The 16,706-nt window shown below is 58.0% G+C and carries 13 protein-coding genes; 1 reads left to right on the top strand and 12 read right to left on the bottom strand.

All coding sequences use genetic code 11. The features are described from left to right. Window positions 1-97: 97 nt before the first annotated feature. The 11 genes from K3169_RS13000 to K3169_RS12950 all read right to left on the bottom strand — a co-directional run bounded on the left by K3169_RS13000 (window position 98) and on the right by K3169_RS12950 (window position 13,219). Window positions 98-940 carry a fumarylacetoacetate hydrolase family protein gene (locus K3169_RS13000; protein WP_263271850.1) on the bottom strand — a complete coding sequence of 281 codons (843 nt, stop codon included), beginning with the start codon at window positions 938-940 and terminating at the stop codon, window positions 98-100. Window positions 941-1,470: 530 nt separating this feature from the next. Further along, window positions 1,471-2,100, bottom strand: coding sequence for an isochorismate family cysteine hydrolase YcaC (ycaC, locus tag K3169_RS12995; RefSeq protein WP_027900462.1), 630 nt, complete (start codon window positions 2,098-2,100; stop codon window positions 1,471-1,473). 53 nt (window positions 2,101-2,153) lie between these two features. Then, window positions 2,154-3,992, bottom strand: coding sequence for an amidohydrolase (locus K3169_RS12990; protein WP_099268951.1), 1,839 nt, complete (start codon window positions 3,990-3,992; stop codon window positions 2,154-2,156). A 151-nt stretch (window positions 3,993-4,143) separates the two neighbouring features. Beyond that, entirely contained in the window at window positions 4,144-4,773 is a 630-nt protein-coding gene (locus tag K3169_RS12985; RefSeq protein ID WP_263271848.1) for an antibiotic biosynthesis monooxygenase, read from the bottom strand. Beyond that, window positions 4,766-5,197: a DoxX family protein gene (locus tag K3169_RS12980; RefSeq protein WP_027900465.1), complete on the bottom strand. Its 432-nt coding sequence runs from the start codon at window positions 5,195-5,197 to the stop codon at window positions 4,766-4,768. The genes K3169_RS12985 and K3169_RS12980 overlap by 8 nt, the downstream gene beginning before the upstream one ends. 364 nt (window positions 5,198-5,561) lie before the next feature. Further along, on the bottom strand, window positions 5,562-6,479 hold the full coding sequence (locus K3169_RS12975) for a LysR family transcriptional regulator (RefSeq protein ID WP_231674788.1): 918 nt from the start codon (window positions 6,477-6,479) through the stop codon (window positions 5,562-5,564). Window positions 6,480-6,770: 291 nt separating this feature from the next. Further along, the gene (locus tag K3169_RS12970; RefSeq protein WP_263271847.1) at window positions 6,771-7,460 is read right to left on the bottom strand and encodes a helix-turn-helix domain-containing protein; all 690 of its coding nucleotides are present in this window, start codon (window positions 7,458-7,460) and stop codon (window positions 6,771-6,773) included. 241 nt (window positions 7,461-7,701) lie between these two features. After that, complete coding sequence (locus K3169_RS12965) at window positions 7,702-10,545, bottom strand: ATP-binding protein (protein ID WP_263271846.1); 2,844 nt, start codon at window positions 10,543-10,545, stop codon at window positions 7,702-7,704. 9 nt (window positions 10,546-10,554) lie between these two features. Continuing rightward, entirely contained in the window at window positions 10,555-10,917 is a 363-nt protein-coding gene (locus K3169_RS12960; RefSeq protein ID WP_099268724.1) for a response regulator transcription factor, read from the bottom strand. 97 nt (window positions 10,918-11,014) lie between these two features. After that, window positions 11,015-11,629, bottom strand: coding sequence for a response regulator transcription factor (locus K3169_RS12955; protein WP_099268723.1), 615 nt, complete (start codon window positions 11,627-11,629; stop codon window positions 11,015-11,017). Between the two features lie 24 nt (window positions 11,630-11,653). Next, a complete protein-coding gene (locus K3169_RS12950; protein ID WP_231667120.1) occupies window positions 11,654-13,219 on the bottom strand; it encodes an ATP-binding protein in 1,566 nt (521 codons plus the stop codon). Window positions 13,220-13,623: 404 nt separating this feature from the next. Here K3169_RS12950 and K3169_RS12945 point away from each other — a divergent pair, with 404 nt between their 5' ends. After that, a complete protein-coding gene (locus tag K3169_RS12945) occupies window positions 13,624-14,826 on the top strand; it encodes an MFS transporter (protein ID WP_263271844.1) in 1,203 nt (400 codons plus the stop codon). A 519-nt stretch (window positions 14,827-15,345) separates the two neighbouring features. On the opposite strand, the gene K3169_RS12940 is transcribed toward K3169_RS12945, so the two are convergent. Next, complete coding sequence (locus K3169_RS12940) at window positions 15,346-16,674, bottom strand: LLM class flavin-dependent oxidoreductase (protein ID WP_263271843.1); 1,329 nt, start codon at window positions 16,672-16,674, stop codon at window positions 15,346-15,348. Window positions 16,675-16,706 lie beyond the last annotated feature (32 nt).

Genomic DNA, 16,706 nt, shown 5'->3' with positions numbered 1-16,706 from the left:
GCCTTCGAACTGCGACACATGCATCGCGGGCAAGCCCAGCTCCCACAGGTAGACCGCATTTCAATTAGAGCAATTGTGGTTAACCGCCCCACAAAATTCAAAACGCTTTTATCACCTGCCGCTGCTCCCCAAGCCCCTCCACACCCAAGGTCACCACATCCCCCGGTTTGAGAAACAATGGCTCAGGCTTATGACCCAATCCCACGCCTGCCGGGGTGCCGGTGCTGATCAAGTCGCCAGGTTCCAGCTCGATGAACTGCGACACGTAGCTGACGACCGTCGCCACATCAAATACCTGATTGGCCGTGTTGCCGTCTTGCTGGCGTTTGCCATTGACCTCCAGCCACAACGCCAGCTTGCCAGGATCAGCCACTTCGTCAGCCGTCACCAGCCATGGGCCAACGGGGGCAAACCCCGGAAAACTCTTGCCTTTGGTCCACTGCCCGCCACGCTCCAGCTGGTAACTGCGCTCGGATAAGTCATTGACTACGCAATAACCCGCGACGTGCGTCAAAGCATCGGCCTTGTCGATGTACAGCCCCTGGGTGCCGATCACGATGCCCAGTTCAACTTCCCAATCAGTCTTCACCGAGCCAATCGGCAAGCGAATGTCGTCGTTGGGGCCAGTGGGATAGCAAGCCTTGAGGAACATCACCGGTTCGGCAGGAATCGGCAGATTGGTTTCGGCGGCATGGTCGGTGTAATTAAGGCCGATGCAGATCACCCGTCCGCCTTTACTGATCGGAGGCCCCATACGCACATCACCCGCAACCAGCGGCAGCGTCGAGCAGTCGATGGCACTCAGACGCGACAGGCTCTCGATGGAAAGCGCATTGCTGTTGATGTCATCAACATGCGCCGACAGATCACGAATGCCACCGTTGGAGTCAATGACGCCAGGCTTTTCAGCACCGGGTAGACCGTAGCGAACCAGCTTCATGGGGTTATTCCTTGTCAGTAAATGAGCGAGGGCATCATGGCATAGCCTCGGCAATCTATTGAAATATCGCTCTCCCGGCTAAAGCTGCTTTTACTGGTCTCTATGTTGGTCTGCAAACACTGTTCCAGTGGGAGCGAATTCATTCGCGAAGAGGCCGGGACATCCACAGCCTATGCGTAAACTGAAATGCCGCCTTCCCGAATGAATTCGGTCCTACCGGGTTCTGCGTCTTGCCCAGGTCACCGGTAAGAGCGAACTTGTTCGCGAAGGGGCCGGGACATCCGCAGCCTATGCGCACCTGAAATATCGCCCTCCCGAATGAATTCGGTCCTACCGGGTTATGCGTCTTGCTCAGGTCACCGGTAGGAGCGAACTTGTTCGCGAAGGGGCCGGTACATTCACAGCCGATGCGCTGCCTGAAATACCGCCTTCCCGAATGAATTCGGTCCCACAGGATCGAGGCGACCTGAAGGTATAAGCAAAAACGGCGCCCTACTCAAGGCAGGGCGCCGTTCTTTGAGCCTCAGAACTTACTTCGCAGTCAGTGCCGAGTAGCTGTTCATCAGGTTGCGGTAGTTGGGAATGCGTGGCGAGAGCAGATTTGCCAGACCTTCCATATCGTTGCGCCAGTCAACCTGCAGCTCGCATGCCACGGAGAACCAGTTGACCAGTTGCGCACCGGCAGCGGTCATGCGGGCCCAGGCGGCCTGTTGCACGGTTTCGTTGAAGGTGCCCGATGCGTCGGTCACGACGAACACTTCAAACCCTTCAGCCAGTGCAGACAACGTCGGGAATGCGACGCACACGTCAGTCACGACACCGGCAATAATCAGTTGCTTACGGCCGGTTGCCTTGACCGCTTTGACGAAGTCTTCATTGTCCCAGGCATTGATCTGGCCGGGACGCGGGATGTATGGCGCGTCCGGGAACAGCTCCTTCAGCTCGGGCACCATCGGGCCGTTCGGACCGTTTTCGAAGCTGGTGGTCAGAATCGTCGGCAGTTTGAAGAACTTCGCCAGATCCGCCAGCGCCAGCACGTTGTTCTTGAACTCGTTAGGCTGAAAATCCTGCACCAGCGAAATCAGACCGGTCTGGTGATCCACCAGCAGCACAACCGCGTCGTCTTTGTTCAAGCGTTTCCAGGGGGTAGCAGTACTCATGGGGTAACTCCTTCAGGTTTTCAGAGTAACGTCATCGCCGTGATGGCAGATGATCAGAATGCGAAACATGAACAGCCGAACGCGCCCCAGAAACCCTGGAAATCGCTGACCGGTACGCTGGACATACGTGCGCGCTCATGGCTGTGGGAGTGCACGACGCAAGGGCCGCTGCACTGGTGAATCTGAGCCACTAACGGCGAATTCGGACGCCAGTGACCCGGCACCTTGACCACCGGCGACCAGTCCGGCAGCACCGGAACCTGCGGTGGCGCGAGCTTCTCGAAATCGCCGCTGCCGTACACCACCTTGCCGTCCACCACGGTCAGCACCGACTCGATCCACTTGATCGACTCTTCATCGACGCTGAAGTAGTCTGCGGACAGGGCCACCAAGTCAGCCAGTTGGCCGACTTTGATCATGCCCTTCTTGCCCTGCTCGGATGAGAACCAGGCGCTGCCATGGGTAAACAACTCCAGTGCGGTGTCGCGAGACAATCCTTCCGGATACAACTCGAGACCTCCGACCGTGCGCCCACTGACCATCCAGTACAGCGAAGTCCACGGGTTGTAGCTGGAAACCCGGGTCGCATCGGTCCCCGCGCCCACCGGCACACCCTCGGCCAGCATGCGTTTGATCGGCGGCGTATATTCGGCAGCCTTTGCGCCGTAGCGCTCGACGAAGTATTCGCCCTGAAAGGCCATACGGTCCTGAATCGCGATGCCGCCATTCAAGGCGCGAACCCGCTCGATGTTTTTCGGGCTGATGGTTTCGCAATGGTCGAAGAACCACGGCAGGTTGTTGAACGGAATCTCGCGATTGACCTTCTCGAACACGTCGAGCATGCGTGAGATGGACTCGTCATAAGTCGCGTGCAACCGGAACGGCCAGCGATGTTCAACCAAATGGCGTACCACCGGTTCCAGATCCTGCTCCATGCCTGCGGGCAAGTCTGGACGCGGTTCGAGGAAGTCCTCGAAGTCCGCCGCGGAAAAAGCGAGCATTTCACCCGCGCCGTTGTGGCGCAGGAAGTCATCGCCCTGATGCAACTTGACCGAACTGGTCCAGTTCTTGAAATCGGCCAGCTCTTCTTTCGGCTTCTGGGTGAACAGGTTGTATGCGATACGCACGGTGAGGTGCTTCTCGCGAGCCAACTGTTCGATCACTGCGTAATCATCCGGGTAGTTCTGGAAACCACCGCCCGCGTCGATGGCACTGGTCACACCCAGCCGGTTCAGCTCTCGCATGAACTGACGCGTCGAGTTGACTTGATACTCCAGCGGCAGCTTCGGCCCCTTGGCCAGCGTCGAGTAGAGAATCATCGCGTTGGGCTTGGCGACCAGCATGCCGGTTGGATCACCATTGGAATCCCGGACAATCTCGCCACCCGGTGGGTTCGGCGTGTTGCGGGTGTACCCGGCGACACGCAGCGCGGCGCGGTTGAGCAAGGCACGGTCGTACAAGTGCAGAACGAACACCGGGGTATCCGGAGCCGCCTGATTAAGCTCTTCAAGCGTCGGCATGCGCTTTTCAGCAAACTGGAATTCGTTCCAGCCACCCACGACCCGCACCCACTGCGGCGTCGGAGTGCGGTCGGCCTGGTCCTTGAGCATGCGCAGCGCATCAGCCAGTGACGGCACGCCTTCCCAGCGCAGTTCGAGGTTGTAGTTCAGGCCGCCACGGATCAGGTGCAAGTGGGAGTCGTTGAGACCCGGAATCACCGTGCGCTTTTGCAGGTCGATGACCTGGGTCGCACTGCCACGCAGCGCCATGACTTCTGCATCGGTGCCCACTGCCACAAAGCGTCCGCCGCTGATGGCGACCGCGCTGGCCTTTGGTTTTTCACGGTCGACAGTATGCAGTTGGCCGTTGTAGAGAATCAGTTCGACGTTCATCGCGGTTCCTTCGACAGATTTTTGAGAGGCACCGGCATAGCCAGCGAAGGGAAAAGACGGAAGGATGGCCGCCGCGGCACTGAGCAACGTGCCTTTGGCCAGAAAGCGGCGGCGTTCCTGATCGGTGTCCTTGTCGTCATTGCTCATGGCGTCACTCCACGGAGGGCTGTTTCTGCGCGGCATTCAGCCAGGGTGCGAACAGCCGGGTTGCGGCAGGCATCATCACGTAACAGACCAGCAGGACGATGGTCACCGTGACCAGGGCGGTACTCACCACGTAGTTGGCGAGCAGCGGACTCAACGCGAACACCGGCCCCCAGAGCAGAGGAATGAGCAGTGTCAGCGGGCAAATGACCAGAAACGTCACACACGCCTGCTTCCAGCGCGGCGGCTGCGGTGCGGAAGCCTCGGAGGCAGGCGTGAACCAGAATTCGTTATGGGGATTAACTTCGGTCTGGTCGCCGTCGGCGAGCATTGGGCGGGCCTCCTCAACCAACTGGCTGCGCTGCTCCGAATCCAGCCAGCGCTGCATGGCGTCAGTAGAGTGAAAGCGCAGAACACAGGTGAACAGATGCAGCCCACCCAACTTGCTGCGGATCACATCCACGCCCAAGTGCCCCGGATAGCTGCCGGCAATACCTACGATGCGCCTTAGCCAGGCTTCGTAATCCGCTTCCATACCGGCGCGGATGCGGTGCTTGATCACCAGCGTCACAACTTCATTGAATGTCGGATGGTTGACCATCACCGCTTCGTCGACCAAGGAGTTTGAATCAGACATAACGCACCGCTCCGTTGAAACGTGTGTTGAGCGCGAGCCGTCCCGGCCCTGCAATCAACACAGTTGTAAAAATGATCAACAGCAACCAGCCAAACTGGCCCTGCTCCAGCGTCCATTCCGGGTGAACGGCAAGCAGTGCGACCAGCAACAGAAACAGAATGGGCAGGCATGCAAGGCGCACCAAGATCCCAGCAGCAATCAGCAGCGGGCACAGGACTTCGGCAAAGATTGCGAGGATCAGGGTCAACTGCGCGCCCAAGTGGAACGGGTCTTCGATGAGCGTCAGTTGATGGTTGAAATCGAGGAGTTTTGGCAGGCCATGAACGACCAGAAGAAAAGCCGCGGCGCTTAGCCTGAGGAACAGCAGACCGAGATCGCGGACCCGGTCTTCAAGGGATAGGTTTTCAACTGTCGAATGATTCATCACGCACCCACGAAATTGGGAATGGCCAGGACAGGGAATCTCCGTGTACTGGCCAACTCTGGATTCGATAGTGCAGCGTTGAAGCGAGCGGTAATTGAATGCTTGTGCTTTCATGGATCAGTCGTGCGCAAAAGCACGGCTGGTTTTTTTCGACAGCCGTAAACCCAGGACTAGCGCCGCACCTTGTGCGACCAGACCAAGCTCGGCTTCATCACACAAAATGCAAATTAATGGGTTGAAATGCATTTTTCTGTAGGAGCTGCCGAAGGCTGCGAAGCATTTCTCCTGATACACCGCGATCGCAGCCTTCGGCAGCTCCTACAGGTCTAATGTTTGCTTCGCGACAGATGGACACTGGGACACCTCAAATCACGTCAGGCGTCTTGGCCATGTGCTGACTGATGCGCGAACGGAGCCAGCGCTCCGCGGGATCGTTGTCATGCACCCCGCTCCAGACCATCGACAACTCGGCAGCAACAATCGGAAACGGCGGATCATCTGCGCGCAGCGTGCAACCTTCCACCAGCGCACAGGCCGCGTAATCAGGCACGGTTGCGATCAATTCAGTACCCGCCAGCAACGCCCGCAGGCCATTGAATTGCGGTACACCGAGCACGACTTTGCGGGTCCGCCCGACTTTGGCCAGGTCCAGATCGATGTTGCCGGACAGGTCGCCCGAGAACGACACCATCGCATGCGGCCGCGCGCAATAATCATCAAGGGTTAACGCGCCCGGCCGAGAATCGCCACGCAACACCTTGCAGTGAATATCACGCAGCTTTTTGCGTTTGGCGTTGGCCGGTAGATCGGTGGTGTAGCTGACGCCTACCGAGATTTCGCCTGAGGCGAGCAGTGCTGGCATCAATAGATAGTTGGCGCGGCGAACCACCACGATGATGCCCGGCGCCTCTTCCCGGAGTTGATGGAGCAAGGGTGGCAACAGGCCAAACTCGGCGTCATCCGACAGCCCGATACGGAACACATCAGAGCTGGTGGCGGGGTCGAAATCCTTGGCGCGGCTGACTGCGCCAGAGATGGTATCCAGCGCAGGCTGAATTTCCTTGAGGATATCCAGCGCCCTTGCCGTCGGCTCCATACCGCGACCACTGCGCAGCAGCAAGGGATCGTCGAACAGATCGCGCAACCGCGAAAGAGCGGCGCTGACGGCAGGCTGGCCCATGAACAGTTTTTCAGCAACCCGGGTCAGGTTGCGCTCGAACATCAGCGCCTCAAAGATCACCAGCAAGTTGAGGTCGACTCGGCGCAGATCATTGCGATTCATGGGGAATGTCCGGAACTGAAGAGATGAAAAGCCCGAGAGGCTTGTCCTTCATTCAAGTAAGCACGGTTATCAGCGCTTCGCCTTGTAGGTTTGTGCTTTTGAGTCGACGACGGTTATGTTCACGCAGCGAACACATACTTGTGTGGAATGCGATTTCCCTGTGGGAGCGGTGCTTGCCCGCGATAAGAGCGACTGGGTTTACCTGTCAGATCACATCGTCTGCATCGCGGGCAAGCACCGCTCCCACAAGGAGATTGCATTCCAAATCATTGAGGTGAGCGTCGCTGGAAGTCACCCCGCCCGCCGTGCTTCGGTCGACAGCGAGCGTCTCCAGCTGAACGGCGTCTGGCCTACAACACGGGTAAACACCCGGGTGAAATGCGACTGATCGGCAAAACCGCAATCGAGGCTGATGCGCGAAATCGAAATGCTGGTCTCGGTCAGCAACCCCTTGGCCTTGTCCAGGCGAACCTGCAGGAACCAGTCACGGGGCGAAAAGCCGGTGTTCTTCTTGAACGCCCGAGAGAAATGGCTGCGTGACAACGAGCATTCGGTGGCGATCTGGGCAATGGACAGCCCGCGATCCATATGGCTGGACATCATTTCCTTGGCACGACGCTCCTGCCACGGCGACAACGCGACTTTCTCGCAACGCTTGGGCACCACGGCTTCAGGCGTTTCAAAGCGGCTAGACAAATGCGAGCACAGCACCAGCATCGCGCGCTCTACTGAATCGTCATGATCAGCCTGACGATCACGCAAGGCAGGCAACAGCGAGCAAATCAGCCGGTAAGCCAAAGGGTCAATGCCCGGCGTTGTAACGCTGCGCTCCAGCAATTGCAGATTCGCTTCACGTGTGTCGCCAACCGATGCGGACTTCATCAGTTCTTCTACAGCGGACGACAAGGTGTCGAAAGATGGAACCTGAGTGACGGCGGCTTGATCGACATGAAGCGTGGACAAAGGGCTGAACGCATTCATTACAGACTCTCCTGCTCAGAGGTGTATGGCAGGTATCGAGTCTGGTGATGGCGATCCTTAAAGTCCTTTGCAAAACATTAAACGTTCTGAAGCGCAGGTTAATCCGCGCAGCAGTCAACATCTGTTCCTGGATTTTGCGACCTGCATGCTGGTTCTGCATCGCCTATATCGCGGGCAAGCCCAGCTCCCACATGGGACCGCGTTCCACCTGTGGGAGCTGGGCTTGCCCGCGATATAGGCGCTAAGGTCTAACTGCCCTACCTGACAACGCCCCTGCAACCACTGGCAACGTGAACACAAACACCGCCCCGCTCGACCGTCCGGAAAACGCCTGCAGCATCCCCCCATGAGCATCAATGATCGATCTGCAGATCGCCAGGCCCATTCCCATGCCCTTTTCCTTGGTCGTGAAAAACGCATCGAAGACCCGTTCAACATGTTCAGGATCAATCCCGTAACCATTGTCCTGAACACTGACCACCACATACTCATCAGCCACCGTATTGCACGTGATCGCCAGACGACGCGGCCGGTCATGAAGGTCGCTCATGGCGTCCACTGCATTCATGATCAGATTCAGAATCACCTGCTGCAACTGCACAGCATCACCTTCCACGGTCAGTTGTGGCTCGCTGACTTCCCTGTAAAGCAATACATGGCGCTGCTCGATCTCACTGGCGGTCAGCAACACCACCTGCTGAATCACATCCGTGATGTACAACGGTTCACGGTTGAGCGGCGTCTGTCTGGCCAGCGATTGAAGTGCGCGCACGATGTCGGCAGCGCGCTTGCCGTCGTTGACGATATCCCTAAGCCCGGCGAGCGCCTCCTCGACTACCGGCACATCACGGTTGAGCCAGCGCAAACTGGCACTGGCGTTGGAGACAATCGAAGCCAGCGGCTGGTTGATTTCATGCGCAATGGACGCCGCCAACTCGCCCATGGTGGTTGCCTGAGAAACCCTCCCCAGCTCGGCACGGGCAGTGCGCAAGGACGTTTCAGTGGTTTTGCGCTCGGTCACATCACTGACCACACCCACGAAAAACTGCTCGCCGTCCGGCTCTCCCAGCAGTTCGATATAACGAAGCGTCCCATCGGGCCTGAAGATACGGAAGGTGTGTTCAAAGGCACTGGAATGTCGCAGAGCCCGAGACAGCATTGATGAAAAGGCTTGCAGATCTTCCGGGTGAATCATCTTTTCCAGCACCGGCAGTGAAGGTGCAACCGCCGTCACCGGCAGGCCCCAGACCGCAAACAGCTCGTCGGACCATTGCGCCTCATCGGTGCCCGGATCCCAGCGAAAACTCCCCGACTGGCTGATACGTTGCCCCAATGCCAGCGTCGCCTTGCTGGTGCGCAGCGCCGCTTCGATCTCTTTGCGACGCGTGTTCTCTTCCGTCAATTCAGCATACAGACGAGCGTTTTCCAGCGAGATCGCGGCCTGACCGGCGAGCAGTTCAAGGACCGCCGTGCGCCTGAAAGTAAACACCCCAGGCGCCAGATTGTTTTCCAGGTAAAGCACGCCCACTACCTGGCCTTGTTTGATAAGGGGCAAACACAGTATTGAGCGCACCTGATGCTCATTGAAGTACTCATCTGCGGCAAAGACATGTGAATGCATGGCGTCGTCCAGCACGATCAGTTGCCGGGTTCTTATGACCGTGTACAACATCGACAAGGGCAAATGCCGCGCGGTGGGTGTTGTCTCCGAGAGCTCGGTGGCGATGCCGGACTCGTGCGCCTGCCCGCGGGCACGGACCTGCGGTACTTCGTCTTTGATCAGCAGTAACAGGGCATGCTGGGCACCGGCGTGAACGATCGTATTGGTCAGCAGAATACCGATCAGTCGCTCCAGCACGATCTCTTCGGACAGCGCCTGAGAGGCCTTCATGACCGACACCAGATCCAGCGCTTCCTGCCCCATGGAAATACTGATCGAGGGCCTCGACAGCGAGGCCTGCGCGCGCAGAATTCCGCTCCGCGCTTCCAGCCCGGCGACCTGGCCCAGGCACCCACATGGCTGGTAGCAATCACAGCCACTGAGAAAATGGCCATGCGCGGAGGTATAAATCCCTTCAGTGACCCGTTTGAATGCAGCACCCCGAGCCTGATACTCCGCCCGCCTCGTCAGCAAGAATTCCGGCTCAACGCCCCGGCATCGACGATCTTTTACGGTCTCGTCAAAAGCGGACAAGTGCTGGAACTGACTCCACTCGTTCAGGCACTTGCGCAAGTCAGCCTCCAGGCGACAAGCCGTCTGATAGCGATCTTCGGGATTCTTGGCAATCAGTTGCAGAATCATTTGAGCCAACGGTACGGGAATCGAGTCCCGAAAATGCCGCGGTGACAAAGGCTGGCGGGCCACGTGGCAATAGACCCATTCAACCGCATCGTCTGCCTCGAAGGGCAATCTGCCGGTCAGCAGCTCATAGAACGTCATGCCCAAAGCATAAAGATCGCTGCGCTGGTCGGCCTGCTGCCCGCCCCGTCCCGCCTGTTCAGGAGACATATACGCCAGGGTGCCGCAGATGGAATCGCAAATGTCCGTGGGCATGCAGGATCCGGTCTCGACACTGACGCCAAACCCCGTCAGACGAACAGTGCCTTGGGCATCCTGAAGCAGATTGCTCGGTTTGATATCCCGATGCAGCAGACCCTTGCCATGAGCCATCCCAAGGGAGCGCGCTGCGCCTGACGCAAGGCGCAGGAAGCGATCAATGGAAATTTTCCCGTCAGCCAGTTCATGCAGCGTCTGGCCACCAGGATCGTCGCATACCCACAGCGGACCTTCCGCCGTCTGCAACAGAGCCTGGGGAACCAGTGCCCAGGACGGCTCAAGGCGGGAGGCTAACGCGTATTCATGCTCGATACGACGCCTGCTGCTCTCCACCTTGCGCACTGACGAACGGAAAACCAGCCACTGTCGGTAGCAGCCCTGCACATGAACCCGGTAACGATCAATCTCGCCATCGACGAACAGCAGGTCCCATGACAGAAGCGCCAGCCATTCAGGCGTGCAGCCTTCGGCCTGATGCTCAGCCCTTGCCTGAAGACCGGAGATCAGCTCTGCCTGGATGCTGCTCATAAAGGCCCCTTACGGGCGTTCCAGTGCCCGCTTTATCGAATCGAGCAACGCCTCCTCGGAGAACGGTTTGCGCAAAAAACCCAGTGCACCAGCGTCGAGTGTTCGGCGGATGGTTCCCTCGTCATCCTGAGCGGACATGCAGAAAACGGCGACGGGTTTGCCCGCGGCTTTCAACTGCCGAAGAACTTCCAGCCCCTGCATGCCCTTCATGATCAAGTCGAGAAATACGCAATCCGCGTCATCACTTGCCGAAGAAGCCAGAAACGCTTCACCCGAAGCAAAGCCCACGCAAGCATAGCCCAAAGACTTGAGAAGATTGCCAAGACCATTACGTACGGAAGCGTCGTCATCAACAACGCAAATGAGGATCATAAGCTCAACTTCATGGCAGTGAAAGTAATAGAAACAGACTTTACGCCCTCCCACAAAAGAGCGCGCCTGACGCTATGTATAAATGTGCTGTTTTATATCAACTGACCGGAGTTGATTGTTCATGCATCTTGACCAGATCAATCAAAGTTCGTGCTTTCATTTTTGTCATAATGTGCCGTTTATGAACTTTCACCGTTATTTCACTGGTCCCCAGATCCCCGGCAATCTGTTTATTCATTTTGCCCGTCACCAACAACGTCATGACTTCACGCTCACGGGGCGTCAGGGTTTCGAACCGGCGCCTGACGCTTTCGACATGCAGCCGACCCGCCAGCTCGCTTTCATCGTGTTCAAGGGCTTGGCGCACCACCATCAGTAAATGATCCGGCTCAAAGGGCTTGGTCAAAAACTCGTGGGCGCCGGCTTTAATAGCCTTGACCGACATCGGGATGGTGCCAAAGCCGGTCATGAATATGATCGGGAAGCGATGGCCGCGACGGAGCAACTCCTCCTGCACATCAAAACCACTGGAGGCCGCAAGATTGACGTCCAGCAGCAGGCACGTCGGTTGATCTTCAAAAGACTGCTCAAGAAACGCCTGGGCGCTGGCAAAGCATTCGGTGTCGATGTCCGCAGAATGCAGCAGGCGAGCCAACGACGTGCGGATCGTGCACTCATCATCGACCACATAAACCTTGGGTGTAGCGCTCATATACAGATTTTCCGAAGCTTCGTGCTACTGGCTTGTCGCCAGAATTCGTTGGTGGTTGAGGTGAAAATAATCGGAGTCGTGCAGGCCGCCCCCTACTGCTCGCAACGTCGCGACAGACGCCATGGATGCCGGGCGCACAGAATGCTGATTGTGCTGGCGAATGCCCTGCGTTGAACCGTTATCACCCGCCAGCTCACTGATTGCCTCCACCAGCCAGCTCCGGGTTGCCCTCAATAACCGGTAAAACCGGAAAGGCCCTTCGGCGGTAATCAGCAACAGAGACTTTTGCGCCAGACTGACGATGCAGTCCATGACCCTGCCTTGAGGCAGCGCCAGGGACTGCGCCCTTTCACAGGCCTGAGCGAGGGTAAAACGGTCTTCGAAACGACCCAGACGTTTCAGTACGTTGCGCTCGTCCGGGCTCAGCAAACCATAGCTCCACTCTACCGATGCCACCAGCGACTGATGACGATCAGGGGCACTGCGCAGACCGCCGGACAAGAGGTGCGGTCCATGTTGCAGGCTTTGCAGCAATTCGAACAGTCCCAGCGTGGCAGCGCGGGCGGCCGCCATCTCCAGCGCCAGCGGGATGCCATCCAGATGACGGCAGACCTGTGCGATCAACTCCACACTTTGTTCGTCCAGACTTTCCATGTTTTCTGCCGGGAAATAAGGGTCCAGCGCCCGCAAGCGTGTCATGAACAATTGTGCTGAACTGCTTTGCAGCACTTGTTGACGATCGGCATCCTGCTCCGGGATGTCCAACGGGGCGACGTTGAGCATTCGTTCGCCGCCAATGCGCAGTGGTTCGCGACTGGTGATCAGAATCCGCAGCGACGGACAACGGCGCATTAGATGCTCACTGACCGCCGCTATTGCATCGATCAGGTGCTCACAGTTATCCAGGATGACCAGACGATTCTGCTGATCAAGGCATTCGACAATCGCCTCAATCGGCGACCTTCCCGGTAACACGACCAGATCCAGGGCAGATGCCAGAGACTCGACAATGTTTTCAGGGCAGGTAATGTGCGCCAGCGGTACGAAGCAGACATGCAGGCTATCGGTCAGGGACAGATAGTGGGCAGCAGCGACTGCCAGGGACGTCTTGCCTATCCCCCCTGATCCCACGAGGCTCACCAGCGCATCGCTCAGCAACGCTTCGCAGACGTCTTCCAGTGCGGCTTGCCGCCCAATCAACGGGACGTTATGGGGAAGATCGTGTTTGCGTGGCATCGCGCTCCCGGAGGAGCCGACCGTCAGCGGGTTGTCATAATCAGCGACTGCCAGAGCAGATTCGCCCTCGCCCCCCACCAGCATGTAGCCGCGCCCCGGAATGGTCCGGATCAGATCGCGATCTTCACCCAGTGCCTTGCGCAATGCAGAGACATGCACCTGCAGATTATTTTCTTCAACGACGGTATCGGGCCAGACGCGCCGCAGAATCTCGTCCTTGCTGACCAGACGTCCCGGACAGGTAATCAACAGTTCCAGAATATCGAACGCCCGCGTGCCCACCCGCAGCGGCACGCCACATCTGAAGACTTCTCTGAGTTCAAGAGAGACACTGGCTTGACCGAGACTGATCATCGTTATTCACACTGTCCGTCGTATGTCGGTAAGTATCTGGCCCGGGGATAGATCGTGATCAATTTCATGATTTATCGCGGGAGTCTCAGGATATCTAAGCAGCTAATTAGTTCCACCGATACTATCTATAAGGATAGGCAGGAGATTCACCCGATAAACTTCGGGCGGCGACTAAGCACAATCATGCAAGTAAATGACATGAACTTTTACTTCAATCGCTATCATAGTAACCAATCGCTATAAGTATGGCTGTAGCATTTACCGTGAAACGTGTTCTTCGGTGCGCTTATGATGTTGTCGATCTTCATAGAATTGAACATCATCAGGCCTGTCGTGCAGACCTTCGCTCCATACGCCCGCCGTGACGGGCCGATATTCTTCAGACTGAACATGAGCCAAAGATTATGACCTCCTCCACAGCTTCCCCCGCTCAAGCACCGCAAAACACCCTGACCCGCGGCCTGGTGCTGTTGTTTGCGTTTTGCTGTGGCGCCATCGTCGCCAACATCTACTATGCCCAGCCCATCGTCGAGCTGATTGCTCCTGAAATAGGGTTGTCGGCCCACAGCGCCAGCCTGATCGTATCGCTGACCCAGATCGGTTATGCCCTTGGCCTGTTATTTCTGGTACCGCTGGCTGACTTGCTGGAAAACCGCAAGCTGATGATCGGCACTGCCATCGTGGCGACGGCCAGCCTGCTGGCTGCGGCGTTCAGCGAACACGCCAGCGGGTTCCTGATGATTTCCCTGCTGATCGGCTTCAGTTCGGTGTCGGTGCAAATGCTGATACCGCTGGCGGCGCACCTGGCGCCGGAAGAAACCCGCGGTCAGGTCGTCGGCAATATCATGGGCGGCCTGCTGCTGGGCATTTTGCTGGCCCGGCCGCTGTCAAGCCTGATAGCCGACCACCTCGGCTGGCGTGCGGTGTTCATGACCGCGTCGGTGATGATGCTGGCGATCATTCTGGTACTGGCTCTTACCATTCCCAAACGCACACCTGATCACAAGGCGTCTTACGGGCAACTGCTGGGTTCGTTGCTCACATTGCTGCGCAAGTATTCGGTGTTGCGTCAACGGGCGTTGTATCAGGGCCTTCTGTTTGCTGCGTTCAGCCTGTTCTGGACGGCAGCGCCGATCGAGTTGTCGCGCACGTTCGGACTGTCGCAGACCCAGATCGCGCTGTTTGCACTGGTGGGTGCCATAGGTGCGGTTGCCGCACCTGTCGCCGGGCGTCTGGCCGATGCCGGGCATACCCGGCGCGCATCCTTGATCGCGATGATCATGGCGCCAGTTGCGTTTCTGGTGGGTCTGAGTCAACCGGGTTACAGCGTGATTGGCCTGGCGGTCACCGGAGTACTGCTCGACTTTGCAGTGCAGATGAACATGGTGCTGGGACAACGCGCGATCTACGCTCTGGACCCGGCCAGCCGTGGTCGGTTGAACGCGCTGTACATGACCAGCATCTTCATCGGCGGTGCTATTGGCTCAGCGCTGGCCAGCAGCCTGTATGAGCAGGGTGGCTGGCACGGGGTCGTGTGGCTGGGAGCCGGTCTGCCGCTGGTTGCGCTGGTAGTTTTCTTGTTGGCCGGGCGTGTTGGTCGAAGCTAGTCAGTATGGACGCGGTTCACTTCGGACCGCGTCGCTCTTATCGCGGGCAAGCCTCGCTCCCACATAGATCTGCGTAATCCTGTGAGAGCCGGGCTTGCCCGCGAAGAACGATAACGCGGTGTGCCTGACGGACCAAAGCGCCCTTATCGCGGGCAAGCCTCGCTCCCACATAGATCTGCGTAATCCTGTGGGAGCCGGGCTTGCCCGCGAAGAACGATAACGCGGTGTGCCTGACGGACCGAAGCGCCTGTATAGCGGGCAAGCCTCGCTCTCAAGTTGGTAACATCTCAAGCTCATGCAGGACCGGTGGGACCGAATTCATTCGGGAAGGCGTTATTTTTGTCGATACAAAGGCTGCGCATTCACCGGCCTCTTCGCGAATGAATTCGCTCCCACCGGGATCAACGCTTGCAGGCGAACATAGAATCTCCCACAGAGACCGAGCTGTTCCATAGGACGGCTCTAGCACGGGGGGCGTTCGGGTATTAGCCATATCTCTTTCAGCAGAGTAAAAAGCGCTCAACTCTCTGGTATTGCTTCAAGGCCAAGATGCTCCCTTAACGTCGAACCTTCATACGCCCTGCGGAACAACCCTTTGCGCTGCAGATGCGGGATTACACTTTCGACGAATTCGCTGAACGAACCCGGCAGATAGGCAGGGGAAATGACAAACCCGTCGCTACCGCCCGCCAGGAAAATATCCGCGAGTTGCTCCGCTATCTGCGCACCGGTGCCCACCAGTTGCGGCACGCGAACACTGCTTGCGAAGATCCGCCCGAGCTCTTCCAGCGTCGTATCAGCGCCCTGCATCAGCAGTTTCTCGGCAGCCGCCGGATGAATCAGCGGCGAGCGGGCAATATCTGCCAGGGTCGCTGACAACGGGAATGGCGACAGGTCCACATTCAGTTGTGAGGCCAGCGTTACCAGGCCCAGTTCAGGGCGAGCCAATGCATTGTGCTTGTCACGTTTGGCCCGGGCCTCGGCTTCGCTGCCACCAATGAACGGCATCACTGCCGTCAACACTTTGCAGCTGTCTGCCGGACGCCCTTGTTGCACCACTTGCGCCCGCACGTCTTCACGAAACGCCTGCATGGCTTTCAGGTGCGGGTGAATGGTGAAGATCGCTTCGGCCCAGCGCGCACCGAAACGCCGGCCACGCCCCGAAGAACCGGCCTGGATCAGTACCGGCCGACCCTGCGGGGTGCGGGGAATGTTCAACGGTCCCTCGACCTTGAACCAGTCGCCGTAATGTTGAACCGGATGAATCTTCGATGGATCAGCCAGCACTCCGGTTTCGCGGTCCAGCTTCAGCGCGTCCCGCTCCCAACTGCGCCAGAGCTTGAGCGCCACTTCGACGAACTCATCGGCGCGGTCGTAACGCAGATCGTGTTCGAGGTGTTTGTCCTTGCCGAACAGACGCCCTTCACTGTCGTTCATCGAGGTGACGATGTTCCAGGCGGCGCGACCGTTGGACAGGTGATCCAGCGTCGCAAACTCACGGGCGATATGCGCTGGCTCGTAGTATGTGGTCGAACGTGTCGCGCCCAACCCCAGTTTGCGAGTCTGACCGACCAGATAAGAGAGGATCGGCAACGGGTCCAGACGCGTCGCGTCCTGAGCCCCGTAACGCAACGCCACGTCCCGGGATCCGCCCATTTGATCACCGACCGCAAGGCGGTCAGCGAAAAACAGAAAATCGAACAACCCCTCCTCCACCACGCGCGCCGTGCGGGCGTAATACTCAGGGTCGAGGTAGCTCCCGACCGTCTCCGGATGTCGCCAGACGGCATGACTGTGAATGACCGGTCCGGTGAGCAGAAACGCGGACAGGTGAATTTGACGGCTCATGTGCAACTCCAGTCGAAGGGGTCGGGCCTGAG

The sequence above is a fragment of the Pseudomonas phytophila genome, from assembly GCF_025643095.1.
Taxonomy (GTDB): Bacteria; Pseudomonadota; Gammaproteobacteria; order Pseudomonadales; family Pseudomonadaceae; genus Aquipseudomonas; species Aquipseudomonas quasicaspiana.
Note: the sequence above shows the minus strand (reverse complement) of the source record. Positions and strands in the feature narration are given on the sequence as shown.